Here is a 16,782-nt window from a genome sequence, read left to right on the forward strand (position 1 = left end):
CGGGCAACAACTTCATGATCGGTCACGAGGGGCGGCTACCTGCATGGCTTGGCGCACGGTCCAGGGGATGTAGTCGGCGTGGAGTGTGTCGGCCCAGGTGAAGCGAAGAACGGCCCAGCCTGCGTTGAGCAGTCGGTTCTGCCTACGGCGGTCGGCGAAGACAGGGTCGGGGCCGCTGTGCGACCCCTTCCCGTCAGCTTCCGCGAGGATCCGATGCCGCCGCCAACCCAGGTCACCGATGCCAAGCAGATAGCCGTCGTGATCTCGCACCTCCAGTTGAAGGACGTCGGGCGGGACCTTTCCGTCGACGCACCGTAATCGGGTACGCGTCTCCAGCGGAGACTGTGCCCGGCAATCCGCCTCGGCAAGGTAGCCACGGGCCGCCACCGCCCCGCGCCGCCCCCGGATGAGGCGATGAATGTCTGGCAGGTCCTCGTCTCTGATCAACCCCCGGTTGAGCGCCGAGTCGACGAGGCACACCGCCGGATAGCGGGTCAGCCTCAGGATGAGATCGGCGACCGTGCGTACCGGTCTTGTGGCAGCGATCCCGGCGACCGCAACGAGTTCGGTCGGCTTGATCGCAAGCTGGTGCAGCGTCACCCGAGGGTCGGTCGGTCTCGTCGGTCTCGCGGCGACACTCGGAACCGAAACATGGATTTCTTCCGATCTGCGGACGCCTGCGATCTCGTACAACTCGGCGGCCGTCGCCAGCACTGCGGCGGCATTGGGGCCACATGACGCGACCGCCGCCCTGATCCGCGCCCGGCGTGGCACTCCATCGTGCAGCTCAGCATCCACCAGGTAGACACCCCTGGCCACTACGCGCCACCGGCCCGCGCGGCATAGACGATGCACCTCGTGCACGGTCAGACCGGCGGCACGCGCCTGGGCCAACGTGATCACTGAATCCTGTGTGGCCGCCACCCGTCGGACCACCGTCAACGCATCCACCCGGCTGACTGTCCCGGGCGATGGAGATCGACTAAACCCCCTGTGGAAAACCCACCCCCGCCCTGTGGATAACTCGACCATCCGACGTGTTGATCATGAAGTTATTGCCTTGGACACGCCGCACTGGTGGCAACAACTCCATGATCAACGCGGAGGTGAGTGGGGGTGGGGGTGGGGGTGGGGGTGGGGTGGGGTGGGGTGGGGTTTAGGGGAGGAGGGGGTGGCGGGTTACGTTTTCTTCGCGGCCGGGGCCTACGCCTACGACGCTGACGCGGGTTCCGCAGAGTTGCTCGATGCGGGCGATGTACCGTTTGGCGTTCTCGGGGAGGTCGTCCTCGGTCCTCGCCTTGGTGATGTCCTCCCACCAGCCGTCGTGCTCTTCGTAGATCGGGACGGCGTGGTGGAAGTCGGTCTGGGTCATCGGCATGTCGTCGACCCGCTTGCCGTTGATCTCGTAGCCGACGCAGATCGGGACGGTGGGCAGCCCGGTGAGCACGTCCAGCTTGGTGATCACCAGATCGGTGACGCCGTTGAGGCGGCAGGCGTACCGGGCGACGACCGCGTCGAACCAGCCGCAGCGGCGCTCCCGGCCGGTGGTGGTGCCGTACTCGTGGCCGACCTTGCGCAGGTGCTGACCGTTGTCGTCGAACAGCTCGGTGGGGAACGGTCCGGAACCGACCCGCGTGGTGTACGCCTTGCTCACCGCGATCACCTTCGTGATCGCGGTCGGCGGAACGCCGGCGCCGACGCACGCTCCGCCGGCCGTCGGGTTCGACGAGGTGACGAAGGGATACGTGCCGTGGTCCATGTCGAGCATGGTGGCCTGGGCACCCTCCAGCAGCACCGTGTCGCCACGGTCCAGCGCGTCCCAGAGCATCGCCCGGGTCTCCGCGATGTACGGCCGGAGCCGCTCGGCGTACTCCAGGTATTCCTCGATGGTGGCGTCGACGTCGATCGCCTTGCGGTTGTAGACCTTGAACAGCACCTGGTTCTTCTCGCGCAGCGCGAGTTCCAGCTTCTTGCGCAGGATGCCCGGGTCGAGCAGGTCCTGCACCCGGATGCCCATCCGGGCCACCTTGTCGCCGTACGCGGGACCGATGCCCCGTCCGGTGGTGCCGATCCGCGAGCTGCCCAGGTACCGCTCGACCACCCGGTCCAGCGCCCGGTGGTGCGGCATGATCAGGTGCGCGTCGCCGGAGATCCGCAGCCGGGACACGTCCACCCCCCGCTCGGCCAGGCCGTCGATCTCGCTGAGCAGCACCTTCGGATCGACCACCACACCGTTGCCGATGACGATCACGGCGTTCGGGGAGAGCGCACCCGACGGCATCAGGTGCAGGGCGTACTTCTGCCCGTCCGGGGTGATCACCGTGTGACCGGCGTTGTTGCCGCCGGAGAAGCGGACGACGTAGTCGACCCGCTCACCCAGCTGGTCGGTAACCTTGCCCTTGCCCTCGTCGCCCCACTGAGCGCCGAGGAGCACGATCGCTGGCATCTTCTCGCCTCCAGAAGGCTCGGGTGCCAGATGGCGACCGGTCAGCGAGCCCGGGGTGTCAGGTTAACAAGTAGTGACGGCACGACCGGCAGGGGTCGCGTCGGGAACAGCAGGAGGAGCTACCCGTGTACGACGTGGTGCTGCTCACCCTCGGCTCGGAGCGGGATGCTCCGGGAGCCGGGTGTGGCAGCGGCGAAGCCTGCTGTGGTGGTGGTACGGACGCCGCCAAGGATCGCGAGGAACGCTGCGAGACGCCGCGCGTACCGGTGCTGACCTGCTCCGATGCCTTGACCGCCCGGGGTGCCCGGGTCGAGACGGTGACCGCCCGCTCGGACGCGGAGATCGACGAGGTGCTGGCCCGGCTGGACGGGCCGCCGCGACCGGACGGCCTCACCTGGCCGGACCCCGATGCCAAGACCCGGCTCGTGGTCGCCGTGGCCGGTGACGCACAGTTGCGCGCCGTGCTCCGCCGTATGGTCCGGCGGTACGCGCCGCCGCCCAGTCGCCGCCCGACCGACCTGGCCGGCAACCGGACCGTGCCGGACCTGCCACCGGTCGGCGTACTGCCGCTCGATCCGGCCCGGAGCACGACGCACCGCGACCTCGCCGCGCAGCTCGGGTTGGCCCGCGACCCGGTGGCGGTCGCCGCCGCGGTGCTGGACGGCACACCACGCCGGCTCGACCTGCTGCGCCACGACGGCGGCTCGGTGACGCTTGACGGCGCACTGCTCGGCGCGGCCGGTGAGGACGGCACCCCGCTGCCCTGGCGCGGCCGGGTCGAGGTGGACGACACCGTGCTGTCCAACGGCGACGAACCGCTGCTCGCCTGCGCGATCGGAAACGCGGGCGGGTACGCCCGGCTCGACGACGTGGCGCTGCTGGCCGGGCCCGACCCGACCGACGGCCTGGTCGAGGTGGCGGTGGCCGTCCCGGTGGTCACCCGGTCGCGGTTGGGTCGCCGCCGGGTACGCCTGGAGGTCCGGCGGGCCCGGGGCCGGGCCACGTCGGTGCTGCCTCGGGACGAGGCGGCGCTGCCGTACCTGGACGACGGCGTGGCGGGGAAGCTGACGCGCAAACGGTCCTGGTGGACCGAGCCGGGTGCCTGGGCGGTCTGGACGGCCTGACCTGACCCGGCCGGCGCAGCGGAGGCCGGGGTCGGCCGCTGGGCCTATCCTCGTCAGGAGGAATGGGGAGGACACCGTGGTGGACGACAACGCCGACCGGGTGCACGTGCCCGGTCAGCATGGCATGCCGGAACGGGACATCGAACCACTCTGGCCACCGGAGCAGATCGACGGCTTCGGCGCGCCCACGTGGGGTGCCCCGCCACCGGTGCCGCCCACCGTGCCACCCCCGCCCGGGCAGCCGACGCCCGCGCAGCCGACCGATCCGCCCACGGTCGCCGGGCCGACCCATCCGCCCACGACGGCGGGGCCGCAGCATGCGCCCGGACGGCCGACGCACGTACCCGGTGCACCTCCGTCACCCGCGGACTATCCGTCGTTGACCAACGGCGCGCCGACCGCCACCGGCTGGGAGCCGGCACCTCAACCCGGGCCCGGTCAGGTCGACCTGGACCTGCCCTTCACCTTGGACCGACCCACCGCCGTCGCACCCAGCCGCGACGGTGGGCCGGCCGACTCGGCTGCCCAGGATCCGGCGGACGCTGCGACGACCGTCGCCGACACCGATGCCGACGACGGGACGGCTCCACCGGTGGCCCGACCGCAGACGGAATCGCCGTGGGCACATCCACCGCAGCGTTCCGGATCCGAGCCGGTCGCGTCCGCCGAGACCTCGGCCGACGCGCCCCGTCCCACCTGGGCCGGGCCGGCCCAGCCGCTACCACCTATTCCGCAGCCGCTGCCGCCGACGCCCCAGCAACCCGGTCCGTACCCCTTCGTCGCGCCGCCGACGTCCCAGCACGGCAGCGCCCCGGTGCCGCAACCCGGTGCTCCCCTGCCGCCCGTGCCAGCCGATGCCGGGGCACCGCCCTCCGGTCCGCAACCGGCGGACGCCGGGCCCGGCGCGCCACCGCAGCCCGAGCCGCCTGCCCCACCCGTCCAGCCGTCGTACGCGCCGGCGCCACCCGGTCCGTTCCCACCGCAGCCGGCCTGGAATCCTGCGCCCTGGCAGCAGGGCGGAACGCCGCCGATGGTGCCGCCGGCACCGCCGCAGCCCTACCCGCAGACGAACACCGCGGCACGGGTGCCGTCGGCGTACCCGGAGCCGGCCTGGAACCCGGAGGCCGGTGCCGCGCCCACCGCCGAGGACTTCGCCCGCCGTCGGCAGGTGCGTCCCGCCGACCCGGTCGCGACGACCGGGCTCCGCGCCGTGGTCAACAAGACGGGCCTGGTGAAGCTCCCACCCGGGCGGCACGAGCTGGAACGCAAGCGGGACATCGAAATGGTGCGCCGCAACTTCGGTGGGCTGCGGCAGGTCACCGTGGTCAACCCGAAGGGCGGCGCCGGCAAGACCGTCGCCATCCTGCTGCTCGCGATGACCTTCGGTCAGAATCGCGGTGGATATGTGCTGGCCTGGGACAACAACGAGACCCAGGGCACCCTCGGGATGCGCGCCCAGCAGGACTTCCATTCGCGTACGGTGCGGGACCTGCTACGGGATCTCGGCCAGTTCCACGGCGCGCAGGGACGGGTCGGTGACCTGTCCCAGTACGTCCGCTCACAGGGCGAGGGGATGTTCGACGTGCTCGCCTCCGACGAGTCGGCCACCGGCGGCGAGATGCTCACCGCCGCCGCGTTCGGCGAGATCCGCGAGGTGGTCAGCCGGTTCTACAAGTTGATCTTCGTGGACACCGGCAACAACGTCCGGGCGCAGAACTGGCAGGCCGCCATGGACGCCACCGACCAACTGGTGGTCACCATGTCCGCTCGTAACGACTCCGCGGAGACAGCCGCCCGGATGCTCGACCACCTGGAGCAGAGCGGACGGCAACGGCTGGTCCGGCAGGCGGTCACCGTGGTCTCCATGCCGCCGTCCCGCAAGGAGATCGACCTGCCCGCGATCCAGGAGCACTTCGCCGCCCGCACCCGGGCGGTGCTGCTGGCCCCGTACGAGCGGCTCATCGACACCGGCGAGCCGCTGCGTTACGCGCACCTCTCGACGGCCACCCGGGACGCCTGGCTCAAGATCGCCGCTTCGGTGGCCGAGGGCCTGTAGGCCACCTGTCGACGCGCCGCCGACCCGGGTGGACCCCGGGCCGGCGAGACGTACCGGTCAGTTGCTGGCCAGCGCGTCGGCGGCGGCCGGATCGCAGTCGCGGAGGAACTGGGCGCAGCGGGCCGCCTCGTCCGCCTCGGCGATCGCGTCCGCCGCCCGGGACAGCACGTAGAGACAGCGCAGGAAGCCACGGTTCGGCTCGTGCGACCACGGCACCGGCCCGTGCCCCTTCCACCCGCTGCGTCGCAGCTGGTCCAGACCCCGGTGGTAGCCGGTACGGGCGTACGCGTACGCCGGCACGACCTGGCCCTGCGCGAACGCCCGGGCGGCGAGCGCCGCCCACGCCGCGCTGTGCGTCGGGTACCGGGCCGCCACCTCGGCGAACGCCTCGTCGCTGCCGGCCTGCTCGGCTGCGGCCAGCGCGGAGTCGGCCTCGACGTGCGCGGGCAGGAGCGTGGCGGGCGGCTCAGGTAGGAGGTTCTGCATCGCCCCATTCAACCCGCTTCGCACGGCGCCCCGCGAGGGGGTCCGGCGAGCCGGTCGGCTGAACGGCCGAGAGGTCGGTCACGCCTGCGGCCCATGCCGCCGTCGGGCTGTATCCACTACAACTAGGGATCCGGAGCCTCCCCAGGAACCGGAAGTGCGGGAGCCCGGCCAGGCCGCCGGGCTCCCGTCTCACGACCGGGGCCGTCCCGGGGCCGCGTCCACGGCGTTGCGTCGGCCCGGCAGGATGGCCCGATGCCGACTCCACCTCCCGCGGACGTCATCGAGCCGCACACCTGGACAGACGAGATCCAGACCCGGGCGGAGTTCGACCGGCGACTGGCCACCGGCAGCCTGGTCGGACTCACCGTGCAGGGGCTCCGACTGGACCTGGAGCCGGTCCCCGACCTCACCGGGGTCGAGGTGGCCGGCACGCTCTTCGTCGGCTGCCGTTTCGCCTCCCGCCAGGTCGGCGCCGACCTGGTCCGGCGGGGCGCCAACGTGGTGCCGCCGTTCTCCGGGCTGCCGTACCCGACCCAGCCGTCCCACCTCTACACGCCGGAGGAACTCGCCGCCGGCTTCGCCGAGGGCAGCTTCGCGGCGATGTACGACACCCGGGTGTACGCGCACTTCCGCGCGCACGGTGGCGCGTTACCCGATGTCCGGGAGGCGCTCGGCCAGCGCCTGCACGACCACGGGGTGGACAACGCACTCGCCGACGCCACCCGTGCCTGGCTGACCACCCACGGGCCGCAGTCGGTGGTCGGGGTGATGGGCGGGCACGCGGTCCGCCGCGGCAGTGAGCCGTACCGGATGGCCGCGGTGCTCGGCCGGGAACTCGCGCGGGCACACCGGCTGGTGGTCACCGGTGGTGGGCCGGGCGTGATGGAGGCCGCCAACCTGGGTGCGTACCTGTCGACCCGGCCGGCGGAGGACCTCACCGCAGCCATCGACCTGCTCGCCACCGCGCCGGACTACACCGATCACGACCGCTACACCGCGGCGGCGCTGCGGGTACGGGAACTCTTCGGCCGGTCGGTCACGCCGCCGGTGAACGGCACCGAGCCGGTGACCGCCTATCGGGCGGACTCGGCCGCGCTGACCACCGGTGATCTGGACTGGGCCGGCTGCGGCGGACTTGCCGTGCCGACCTGGCTGTACGGGCACGAACCGGCGAACCTGTTCGCGGGCCGGATCGCCAAGTACTTCTCCAACGCCATCCGGGAGGACACCATCCTGCGGCTGGCCCGGGGTGGCATCGTCTTCGCCCCCGGCCGGGCCGGGACCGTACAGGAGGTCTTCCAGGCAGCCACCAAGACCTACTACGGCACCGACGGAGCCAGCGGCGCGTACGTCTTCCTGGACCGCGCTTACTGGACGACGGAACTGCCGGTGGAGTCGCTGCTGCGCCCGCTGCTGGCCGCCTCCCCCTTCGGTGACCTCTCGAACACCGTGCACCTGACCGACGACGTCCACGAGGCCGCCCGCCTGCTGACGAGGTGAGACAGGGCATCCGGTCAAGGAAGCAAGCTTGAGCGGAGGCGGGTGTAACGGCACGGCGGCCGGCCCCGGGTCGGGGCCGGCCGCCGTCCGGACGACGTCAGTTCGTCACTTGGTCATCGTGGTGCCGGTGGAGCGCAGGTGCTCGCAGGCCTCCGCCACCCGGGTGGCCATGCCCGCCTCGGCGGCCTTGCCCCACACCCGCGGGTCGTACATCTTCTTGTTGCCGACCTCGCCGTCGACCTTCAGTACGCCGTCGTAGTTGCGGAGCATGTGGTCCGCCGCCGGACGGGTGAAGGCGTACTGGGTGTCGGTGTCGATGTTCATCTTCACCACGCCGTAGTCGAGCGCTTCGCGGATCTCGGAGAGCAGCGAGCCGGAGCCGCCGTGGAAGACCAGGCTGAGCGGCTTCTCCTTGCCGTACTTGGCGCCGACCGCCTCCTGGATCTGGTTGAGGATCTCCGGGCGGAGCTTGACGTTGCCCGGCTTGTAGACGCCGTGCACGTTGCCGAAGGTCAGCGCCGCCATGTAGCGGCCCTTCTCGCCCAGGCCGAGGGCCTCGACCATGGCCAGGCCGTCCCCGACGGTGGTGTAGAGCTTGTCGTTGATGGCGTTCTCGACGCCGTCCTCCTCGCCGCCGACGACGCCTACCTCGATCTCCAGGACGATCTTGCCCTTGGCCGCCTCGTCGAGCAGCTGGGCCGCGATCTCCAGGTTCTCCGCCACCGGCACGGCCGAACCGTCCCACATGTGCGACTGGTACAGCGGCTCCTCGCCCCGCTTGACCCGCTCCTGGGAGATGGCCATCAGCGGCCGGACGAACTTGTCCAGCTTGTCCTTCGGGCAGTGGTCGGTGTGCAGGGCGATGTTGACCGGGTACTTCTTGGCCACCTCGTGCGCGTACGCGGCGAACGCCACCGCACCGGTGACCATGTCCTTGACCGAGGGGCCGGAAAGGTACTCAGCACCACCGGTGGAGACCTGGATGATGCCGTCGCTCTCCGCGTCGGCGAAGCCCTTGAGCGCCGCATTCAGCGTCTGCGAGGACGTCACGTTGATCGCCGGGTACGCGTACCGGCCGGCCTTGGCGCGGTCCAGCATCTCGGCGTAAGCCTCGGGGGAAGCGATGGGCATGTCGAACGCTCCTTACTTGCCGCTGTCGGCCGTACGGCCGCTGTTCTCCGTAGGGGGCCGGCCGTGCGGCCGCCTGTTCTACCTTGGGGGCCGGCCGTGCGGCCGCCTGTTCTACCTTGGGGGCCGGCCGTGCGGCCGCCTGTTCTACCGTGCTGCGCCGGACCGCGCTGTCCTCCGCGGGAAGTATCCCGTAGCGGCACCGGACCGGCACAACCGGGCCGGTTCACCGCCGGTCCGCTGGATCCGGTACCGCGACGCTGATCAGCCAGGTGACCACCGCCATCACGATGGCTCCCCAGAAGGCCGCCCAGAAGCCGTCAACCTGGAACGGCAGATCGAGCGCCCGGGCGATCCGGTCGGTCAGCAGGAACAACAGGGCGTTGACCACCAGGGCGAACAGGCCGAGGGTCAGTAGGTAGAAGACGCAGCCCACCACCTTGATGACCGGCTTGAGCACCGCGTTGACCAGGCCGAAGATCAGCGCCACGACAAGCAGGGTGAACGCCGTTTCGTAACCGGTGCGCCCGGTCACCTCGACCCCGGGCACGATCAGCGTGGTGATCCACAGTGCGATGGCGGTCGCCGCCAGTCGGATGAGGAAGCCCACGGTCCCATCCTGGCACCGGCGACAGTCGCCGGTGGGGCGATCGGCCGACTCGGCTGCGGCGACGGCGTACCCTCGGCGGCCCCACGCGGGCGCACGCCCGACGCGGGCGCACGGCCCGGCGGCTCGGTGGTTCCCAGCGTGCCGGCGGCACACCCCGTACGGTGGGTGGGTACCCGCCCGCCGACACCCGGAGGCATCGAATGGGCCAGCCCGACGAGGACTTCGCCCCCGGCGACCACCTCAGCCCGGAGGAGCGCGACCTGGAGGCCGAGCCGGCCGACGCCGTCGAGCAGGCCGCCGTGGTCGACCCGAGCCAGGTCGATGTCGAACCGCATCGCGGCTTGGAGGTCGACGACTGGGACGCCATGGAGCAGGCCCGCGTGGTCGGTGCCGACGAGGACGACTACCGCTGATCAACCTTTCGGTCGGACTTCGACCGGGACGGTCGACACGGACAGCGGGAACCTTAGAGATTCCTTAGCATCCGGGGGCTTCGCCTGCACCCTTCACGGGAGGACCCCCCTTCATGCTCACCCACTCCACCCGGCGCCGGCTGGCCGGGTTGGGCGTGGCCGGCGCGCTGATCGCCGCCGTCGCCACCCCTGCCACTCCCGCCTCGGCCGATGAGTCCGAGGTCTCGCTGGGCGTCTACTTCGGCGACACCACAATCGCCGCCGGCTCGCCCGGCAAGATCGACAGCCCGATCCTGTTCGCTTCCTCCACGGTGGTGGTACACGACCTCACCGTGCGCTACGACTTCACCGACCTCGCGGGCAAGGCCACCGTGACGTCGGAAAGCGACTCCAGCTACTGCTCGACGCCCGAGCCGAACGTCCTGGTCTGCACCGACCCGTTCGAGGTCGAGCTGTACGAGGGCGGCTTCGGTGGCCTCTACTCGGTGGTCCTCGCGCCGACCAAGGACGCGAAGGACGGCGACGAGGGCACCGTCAAGGTGAGCCTCAGCGCCACCGGCTACGCGGCCGTGACCCACGAGGCGCGGGTGCGGATCGGCGAGGGCGTCGATCTGGCCGCCGGTCCGGAGACGGAGCACTCCGGCAAGCCGGGCTCGGCGTTCACCGTGCCGCTGCGGGTCGGGAACCCGGGAGAGACGGTCGCCAAGGGTGCCGTCGCCGTCTTCTACAACGACTATGGAATCCAGGCCGACAAGCAGTACGCCAACTGCACCTACGACGAGGGTTGGCTGCGTACCTGCCACTTCGACCGCTCGCTGGAGCCGCGTACCAGCTACGTCGCCACCCTGGCGTACCGGATCGCCAAGGACGCGTTCGCGCCGGGCTTCGACTATGGCGAGATCCTGTGGCTGACTCCGGCCGAGTTCGAGGACTACGAGGCGTACTTGAAGAGCCGCGGTGCCACCATCGGCAAGCCGGGCACCGGCGGCGAACTGCTGCTGGACGAGGCCGGCCCGAGCATCGCAGCGCGTACCTTCCAGGCGGACACCCAGCCGGACAACAACTGGTCGAGCCTCGGGGTGACGGTCACCGGCAAGAACAGCACCGACCTTGAAGCGGTCGGTGACGAGGTCTCCGGTGCGAAGGGCGACGAGGTCGTCGCCACCGTCGGCTTCCGCAACAACGGCCCGGCCACCCTGGACTACGGCCGTTCCGGATCCTCGGTCACCAACATGCAGGTCGAAATTCCGAACGGCACCAGCGCGGTCAAGGTGCCCGACAACTGCTCCCCGGTGCGTGGCGAGAACGAGTGGGGCGAGCCGGGCGAGCCGGGTGCCCGCCTGTACCGCTGCTACACCAGCTGGTTCATCAAGGCCGGTGACGCGGAGACCATGGAGTTCGGGCTCCGGATCGACAAGGTCGTGCCGAACGCCACCGGCGAGGTCAAGGTCAACGTCGCCTGCCAGTGCGACGGTGGCTTCTACGCCGACCTGAAGCCGGCCAACGATGTGGCCAAGCTCGTCGTCAACCCGAGCGGCGGCCAGGGCGGCGACGGCGGCGGTGACGGCGGCGAACTGCCGATCACCGGCGCCAACACCGCGCTTATCGCGGGCGTCGGCGGCGTGCTGCTCGCCGCCGGTGTGGCCGGCTTCGTGCTGGCCCGCCGCCGTACCCACTTCACCGCATAACCCCGCACGGAAACGACAGCACCACCGGTGCCCCGCCGACCACCTCGGCGGGGCACCCCCCTTTCCACCCCGCCGCCATTCACGTCCGCCGCAGTTTCCACCCCGCCGCGCAACCCGACCACCAAGCCTGACCGCCGCTGAAGGCAGGCGCTGCCGCTGGAAGCCGGACCTCGACGGGTTTGCGGGGCAGCCCCGCCCGCGCAGGGATCAAGCCTGACCGCCCGGAGCGGGTGGGCTGCCCCGCAAACCCCCACCGCAACCACCCGCACCCCCACCGCAACCACCGAAAAACCGGACGGCGCAAGATCGAGAGAGCTGACACCATGGGCGGGTGCTGCTCACCCTCACCACCACGCACCAGCCGGCGACGGACCTCGGTCACCTGCTGATCAAGCACCCCGACCGGGTGCACGCCTTCGACGTGCCCGTCGGCACCGCGCACGTGTTCTACCCGGAGGCCGACGAGCAGCGCTGCACCGCCGCCCTCCTGCTCGACGTCGATCCGTTGAAGCTGGCCGCCGCCCGGGGTCGCGGCCGGAAATCGGCCACGACCCCGGAGAGTTTCACCCTCGGGCGGTACGTCAACGACCGGCCGTACGCCGCGTCCAGCCTGCTCGCCTCGGCGCTGTCGAAGGTGTTCCGCTCGGCGCTGCGAGGTGCGTCCAAGGAACGCCCCGAGCTGGCGGCCAGCGGCATCCCGCTGGAGGTGCGGGTGCCGGTGCTGCGCTGCCGTGGTGGGGCCGATGTGGCCGAGCGGCTGTTCGGTCCGCTCGGCTGGACGGTCACCGCCACCGCCATCCCGCTCGACGAACTGCACCTCCAGTGGGGCGACAGCCGCTACGTGGACCTGACCCTCACCGGCACGCTGCGGGTCGCCGACGCGCTCAACCACCTGTACGTGCTGCTGCCCGTGTTGGACGACGCGAAGCACTACTGGGTGGCACCGGACGAGGTGGACAAGTTGCTGCGGGCCGGCGCGGGTTGGCTGGCCGACCACCCCGAACGCGGGCTGATCATCCGCCGCTACCTGGCGCACCGGCGGGCGTTGGCGGGTCAGGCGATGGAGCGGCTGGACGCCCAGCGGCCCACCGACGAGCCGACCGCCGACGACGAGCTGGAGGACGCGGTACCGGCCGGGTCAGCGCCCCGGGCGTCGCTGGCCGCCCTTCGCCGGCAGGCGGTGCACGCCGCGCTTGTCGACGCGGGCGCCCACCGGGTGCTGGACCTGGGTTGCGGCGCGGGCGCGCTGTTGGCCACGCTGATCGGTGACCGCCGGTTCACCGAGATCGTCGGCACCGACGTCTCCACCCAGGCCCTCGCCCTGGCCGCCCGGCGACTGCGACTGGACCGGCTGCCCGAACGTCAGCGCACCCGCGTCACGCTTCAGCAGACCGCGCTTACCTACCGCGACGAGCGGCTGCGCGGGTACGACGCGGCGGTGCTGATGGAGGTCATCGAGCACGTCGACCCGGCCCGGCTGCCGGCGTTGGAGGACGCCGTCTTCGGCTACGCCCGACCGACGACGGTCGTGGTCACCACGCCCAACGTGGAGCACAACGTGCGCTACGAGGGGTTGCCCGCAGGCACGTTCCGGCACGCCGACCACCGGTTCGAGTGGACCCGCGCCGAGTTCGCCGAATGGGTACGGCGGGTGGGTGCCGCGTACGGCTACTCGGCCGTGGTGCACGGCCTCGGCGCGGACGATCCGGAGGTCGGAGCACCTACCCAGATGGCCGTGTTCACCCGTGCGGAGGCAGCCCGATGACCGTCCTCGAACTTCCCGAGCTGGCCCTGGTGGCGCTGGTCGGGATCTCCGGCTCCGGCAAGTCGACCTTCGCCGGCCGGCACTTCGCACCGAGCCAGGTCCTTTCCTCCGACGCCTTCCGGGCGATGGTCGCCGACGACGAGAACGACCAGTCCGCCTCGGCGGAGGCCTTCGACGCGCTGCACTACGTGGCGGGCAAGCGGCTGCGCGGTGGTCGGCTCACCGTGGTCGACGCGACCAACCTCCAGCCACACGCCCGAGCCGCCCTGGTCCGGGTGGCCCGCGAACACGACGTGCTGCCGGTAGCGATCGTGCTGGACGTGCCGGAGGCGCTGGCCTGGGAGCGGACCGAGGCGCGGTCCGACCGCACCTTCGGCCGGCAGGTGCTGACCCGGATGTCCCGGGACCTGCGGCGCAGCTACGGCCAGTTGGCCCGGGAGGGCTTCCGCAAGGTGCACGTGCTGCGTGGCACCGACGAGATCGAGGCCGCCGAGATCCGCTACGAGCGGCTGTTCAACGACCGGCGCGAGCTGACCGGCCCGTTCGACATCGTCGGTGACGTGCACGGTTGCCGGGCCGAGCTTGAGGCGCTGTTGACCCGGTTGGGCTGGCGGCTGCACCGCGACGACGCGGGCCGGGCGGTGGACGCGTCGCATCCGTCGGGGCGTACCGCCGTGTTCGTCGGCGACCTGGTTGACCGCGGCCCGGACTCACCCGGGGTGCTCCGCCTGGTGATGGGCATGGTCACCGCCGGGCACGCGCTCTGCGTGCCCGGCAACCACGAGCAGAAGCTGTTGCGCAAGCTGCGCGGTCGCAACGTGAAGGTGGCCCACGGTCTGGCCGAGACACTGGCGCAACTGGACGCGGAGCCGGCCCAGTTCACCGCCGAGGTGGCCACCTTCGTCGACGGACTGGTCAGCCACTACGTGCTCGACGGCGGCCGGCTGGTGGTGGCGCACGCCGGACTCAAGGAGGAGTACCAGGGCCGGGCGTCAGGGCGGGTACGCGCATTCGCGTTGTACGGCGAGACCACCGGTGAGACCGACGAGTACGGCCTGCCGGTGCGCTACCCGTGGGCCCGGGAGTACCGCGGTTCGGCCATGGTCGTCTACGGTCACACCCCCACCCCGGAGCCGGAGTGGGTCAACAACACCATCTGCATCGACACCGGCTGCGTCTTCGGCGGTCGACTGACTGCGCTGCGCTACCCCGAGCGGGAACTGGTCGCGGTGCCGGCGGAACGCGAGTGGTACGCACCGGTCCGGCCGCTGACCGCCGCGCCGGCCCGGCCCGACGAGGTGCTGGAACTGACCGACGTGACCGGTCGGCGGCACGTGGAGCACGCGTACGGTTCGCTCACCGTGCCGGCGGAGAACGCCGCCGCCGCGTTGGAGGTGATGAGCCGCTTCGCGGTCGACCCGCGCCTGCTGGTGTGGCTGCCGCCGACCATGGCGCCCTGCTCGACGTCCCAGTTGGACGGCTACCTGGAGCATCCGGCGGAGGCGTTCGCCGACTACCGGGCGGCGGGCGTGGACCGGGTGATCTGCGAGGAGAAGCACATGGGTTCCCGGGCCGTGGTGCTGGTCTGCCGGGAGCCGGACGGTGGCCCGTTCGGGCCGGGTGGCGGGGTCGTGTACACCCGCACGGGTCGGCCGTTCTTCGATGACCCGCTGGGCACCGAACTGCTGGACCGGGTACGCGCAGCGGTGACCAACGCCGGGCTCTGGGACGAGCTGACGACCGACTGGCTGCTGCTCGACTGCGAGCTGCTGCCGTGGTCGGCCAAGGCCGCCGGCCTGATCCGCGGGCAGTATGCGGGGGTGGGCGCGGCTGGCCGGGCCGGCCTGCCGGTGGCAGTGGCGATGCTGGACGCGGCGCTCGGTCGCGGACTGGACGTGGCCGAGCTACGGGACCGGACGGCCCGTCGCCGCGACGACGTTTCGGCCTACACGGCGGCGTACCGGGCGTACGTGGGACCGACCGACGGGCTGCGCGGGGTGCGGCTCGCGCCCTTCGCGGTGCTCGCCGGGGCGAAGGCCAGTTACCGGGACCGCGACCATGGCTGGCATCTGGCGTTGGCTGACCGGCTCTGCGCGGTCGACCCGGATTTCTTCACACCGACCCGGCGTCAAGTCGTCGAACTGTCCGACAGCGATGCGGTGCGGGAGGCGACCGACTGGTGGCTCGCGCTGACCGGGGCCGGCGGCGAGGGCATGGTCGTCAAGCCGTACGCGGGCCCGGCCGCCCGCAGCGGGCGTGGCTCGCTGCTCCAGCCGGGAATCAAGTGCCGGGGGCGGGAGTACCTGCGGATCATCTACGGTCCCGAGTACACCGAAGCGGAGCAACTCGCCGTGCTGCGACGTCGGTCCCTGGGCCGCAAGCGGGGCCTGGCGCTGCGCGAGCACGCGCTCGGCCTGGCCGCCCTGGACGCCCTGGTCGACGGTGCTCCGTTGTGGCGTCGCCACGAGTTGGTCTTCGCGATCCTGGCCTGCGAATCGGAGCCGGTGGACCCGCGGCTGTGACCTGGCCGGGCGGGTCACGGGGACCCCGGTAGCCTGATTGACCGTGGCGGACGCCACACGGGCCAGTGATCGAGCGATTCACGGAACGGAATCTTCATGGCATTTGGCGAACGGGTAGGCCATGTCCTGCGCGGCGCGGCCATCGGCGTGGCCGAGGCCGTGCCAGGCGTCAGCGGCGGGACGATCGCGCTGGTGACCGGCGTCTACGAGCGGGTCATCGCGTCCGCCGGGCATCTGGTGAACACGGTGCGGTACGCGGTGACCGACGTCCCGCGCGGGCGCGGATGGACGCGGGCGGGCCACCAGCTACGGCAGGTGCACTGGGAGGTGGTGATCCCGCTGCTGATCGGCATGCTGCCCGGCCTGCTGATCGCGGCGAAGCTGCTCGAACCGCTGCTGGCCGACCATCCGGAGCAGACCAGGGGCCTCTTCCTCGGGCTGGTCCTCGCCTCGGTGCTGGTGCCGATCTCGATGGTCGGCAAGCCGTGGCGAGGGCTGGAGGTGTTCGCTCTGGTCGTCGCCGGGGTCGCGGCGTTCGTGCTGACCGGGTTGCCTCAGGCCACCATCGAGCCGCACCCGCTGGTCGTGCTGGTCGCGGCGGCGGTCGCGGTCTGCGCCCTGGTGCTGCCCGGGGTTTCCGGGTCGTTCCTGCTGCTGACCGTCGGCCTGTACGAGCCGACCATCAGCGCCGTCAACGACCGCGACTTCGGCTACCTGGCGGTCTTCGCCACGGGCATGGTCATCGGCCTGGCGCTCTTCGTCAAGCTGCTCCAGTGGCTGCTTGAACAGCACCGCCGGATGACCCTGGCGGTGATGGCCGGCGTCATCCTGGGCAGCCTGCGCGCGCTGTGGCCGTGGCAGTCCGAGGACCGCGACCTGCACGCGCCGGGCGACCACATTCCGTCCATCGTGGCGCTGTTCCTGATCGGCGTCGCCGTGGTCACGGCAATGATCATCGCCGAGCGTCGCCGGCTGCGCCGGGCCGCCCGGGACCTGACCGAGGAGACGTACGAGACGCCGCACGTCCGCTGACAACCACCGCTT

Annotated in this window: 13 protein-coding genes; 8 read left to right on the forward strand and 5 right to left on the reverse strand. The window is 71.4% G+C overall.

Going from position 1 to position 16,782, the window contains the following annotated elements; genetic code table 11:
- Nucleotides 1–12 precede the first annotated feature (12 nt).
- Both ACFY2A_RS01750 and ACFY2A_RS01755 read right to left on the reverse strand, forming a co-directional pair.
- Nucleotides 13–951 (reverse strand): type IV toxin-antitoxin system AbiEi family antitoxin domain-containing protein, encoded by a 939-nt coding sequence (locus tag ACFY2A_RS01750; protein WP_387167103.1) that lies wholly within the window; start codon nt 949–951, stop codon nt 13–15.
- A gap of 205 nt (nt 952–1,156) precedes the next feature.
- Nucleotides 1,157–2,446, reverse strand: coding sequence for an adenylosuccinate synthase (locus ACFY2A_RS01755; RefSeq protein ID WP_387167107.1), 1,290 nt, complete (start codon nt 2,444–2,446; stop codon nt 1,157–1,159).
- A 125-nt stretch (nt 2,447–2,571) separates the two neighbouring features.
- Here ACFY2A_RS01755 and ACFY2A_RS01760 point away from each other — a divergent pair, with 125 nt between their 5' ends.
- Both ACFY2A_RS01760 and ACFY2A_RS01765 read left to right on the forward strand, forming a co-directional pair.
- Complete coding sequence (locus ACFY2A_RS01760) at nt 2,572–3,570, forward strand: hypothetical protein (protein ID WP_387167110.1); 999 nt, start codon at nt 2,572–2,574, stop codon at nt 3,568–3,570.
- Between the two features lie 76 nt (nt 3,571–3,646).
- Complete coding sequence (locus ACFY2A_RS01765) at nt 3,647–5,626, forward strand: chromosome partitioning protein (protein ID WP_387167113.1); 1,980 nt, start codon at nt 3,647–3,649, stop codon at nt 5,624–5,626.
- Nucleotides 5,627–5,683: 57 nt separating this feature from the next.
- On the opposite strand, the gene ACFY2A_RS01770 is transcribed toward ACFY2A_RS01765, so the two are convergent.
- Nucleotides 5,684–6,112: a DUF3151 domain-containing protein gene (locus ACFY2A_RS01770; RefSeq protein WP_093403779.1), complete on the reverse strand. Its 429-nt coding sequence runs from the start codon at nt 6,110–6,112 to the stop codon at nt 5,684–5,686.
- A gap of 252 nt (nt 6,113–6,364) precedes the next feature.
- Between ACFY2A_RS01770 and ACFY2A_RS01775 the strand changes: the two genes are divergently transcribed.
- Entirely contained in the window at nt 6,365–7,612 is a 1,248-nt protein-coding gene (locus ACFY2A_RS01775; RefSeq protein ID WP_387167117.1) for an LOG family protein, read from the forward strand.
- Between the two features lie 105 nt (nt 7,613–7,717).
- Here the strand turns inward: ACFY2A_RS01775 and fbaA are convergent, their stop codons facing one another.
- On the reverse strand, nt 7,718–8,743 hold the full coding sequence (gene fbaA / locus ACFY2A_RS01780; protein WP_387167120.1) for a class II fructose-bisphosphate aldolase: 1,026 nt from the start codon (nt 8,741–8,743) through the stop codon (nt 7,718–7,720).
- 223 nt (nt 8,744–8,966) lie between these two features.
- A complete protein-coding gene (locus tag ACFY2A_RS01785; RefSeq protein ID WP_363921285.1) occupies nt 8,967–9,350 on the reverse strand; it encodes a phage holin family protein in 384 nt (127 codons plus the stop codon).
- A gap of 200 nt (nt 9,351–9,550) precedes the next feature.
- Here ACFY2A_RS01785 and ACFY2A_RS01790 point away from each other — a divergent pair, with 200 nt between their 5' ends.
- The 5 genes from ACFY2A_RS01790 to ACFY2A_RS01810 all read left to right on the forward strand — a co-directional run bounded on the left by ACFY2A_RS01790 (nt 9,551) and on the right by ACFY2A_RS01810 (nt 16,770).
- Nucleotides 9,551–9,763, forward strand: a complete 213-nt coding sequence (locus ACFY2A_RS01790) for a hypothetical protein (protein WP_093403775.1) — start codon at nt 9,551–9,553, stop codon at nt 9,761–9,763.
- Nucleotides 9,764–9,876: 113 nt separating this feature from the next.
- On the forward strand, nt 9,877–11,451 hold the full coding sequence (locus ACFY2A_RS01795) for an LPXTG cell wall anchor domain-containing protein (RefSeq protein ID WP_387167125.1): 1,575 nt from the start codon (nt 9,877–9,879) through the stop codon (nt 11,449–11,451).
- Between the two features lie 331 nt (nt 11,452–11,782).
- The gene (locus ACFY2A_RS01800; protein WP_387167128.1) at nt 11,783–13,216 is read left to right on the forward strand and encodes a 3' terminal RNA ribose 2'-O-methyltransferase Hen1; all 1,434 of its coding nucleotides are present in this window, start codon (nt 11,783–11,785) and stop codon (nt 13,214–13,216) included.
- Entirely contained in the window at nt 13,213–15,738 is a 2,526-nt protein-coding gene (locus tag ACFY2A_RS01805) for a polynucleotide kinase-phosphatase (RefSeq protein ID WP_387167131.1), read from the forward strand. Before ACFY2A_RS01800 ends, ACFY2A_RS01805 begins: the two co-directional genes overlap by 4 nt.
- 96 nt (nt 15,739–15,834) lie before the next feature.
- Nucleotides 15,835–16,770 carry a DUF368 domain-containing protein gene (locus ACFY2A_RS01810; RefSeq protein ID WP_387167134.1) on the forward strand — a complete coding sequence of 312 codons (936 nt, stop codon included), beginning with the start codon at nt 15,835–15,837 and terminating at the stop codon, nt 16,768–16,770.
- Nucleotides 16,771–16,782 lie beyond the last annotated feature (12 nt).

Source organism: Micromonospora sp. NPDC000442, from assembly GCF_042898635.1.
Classification (GTDB): Bacteria; Actinomycetota; Actinomycetes; order Mycobacteriales; family Micromonosporaceae; genus Micromonospora.

Coding starts and splice junctions, on each gene's coding strand:
- ACFY2A_RS01795 (WP_387167125.1), top strand. CDS start 9,877: ATGCTCACCCACTCCACCCGGCGCCGGCTGGCCGGGTTGGGCGTGGCC.
- ACFY2A_RS01755 (WP_387167107.1), bottom strand. CDS start 2,446: ATGCCAGCGATCGTGCTCCTCGGCGCTCAGTGGGGCGACGAGGGCAAG.
- ACFY2A_RS01805 (WP_387167131.1), top strand. CDS start 13,213: ATGACCGTCCTCGAACTTCCCGAGCTGGCCCTGGTGGCGCTGGTCGGG.
- fbaA (WP_387167120.1), bottom strand. CDS start 8,743: ATGCCCATCGCTTCCCCCGAGGCTTACGCCGAGATGCTGGACCGCGCC.
- ACFY2A_RS01775 (WP_387167117.1), top strand. CDS start 6,365: ATGCCGACTCCACCTCCCGCGGACGTCATCGAGCCGCACACCTGGACA.
- ACFY2A_RS01770 (WP_093403779.1), bottom strand. CDS start 6,112: ATGCAGAACCTCCTACCTGAGCCGCCCGCCACGCTCCTGCCCGCGCAC.
- ACFY2A_RS01790 (WP_093403775.1), top strand. CDS start 9,551: ATGGGCCAGCCCGACGAGGACTTCGCCCCCGGCGACCACCTCAGCCCG.
- ACFY2A_RS01810 (WP_387167134.1), top strand. CDS start 15,835: ATGGCATTTGGCGAACGGGTAGGCCATGTCCTGCGCGGCGCGGCCATC.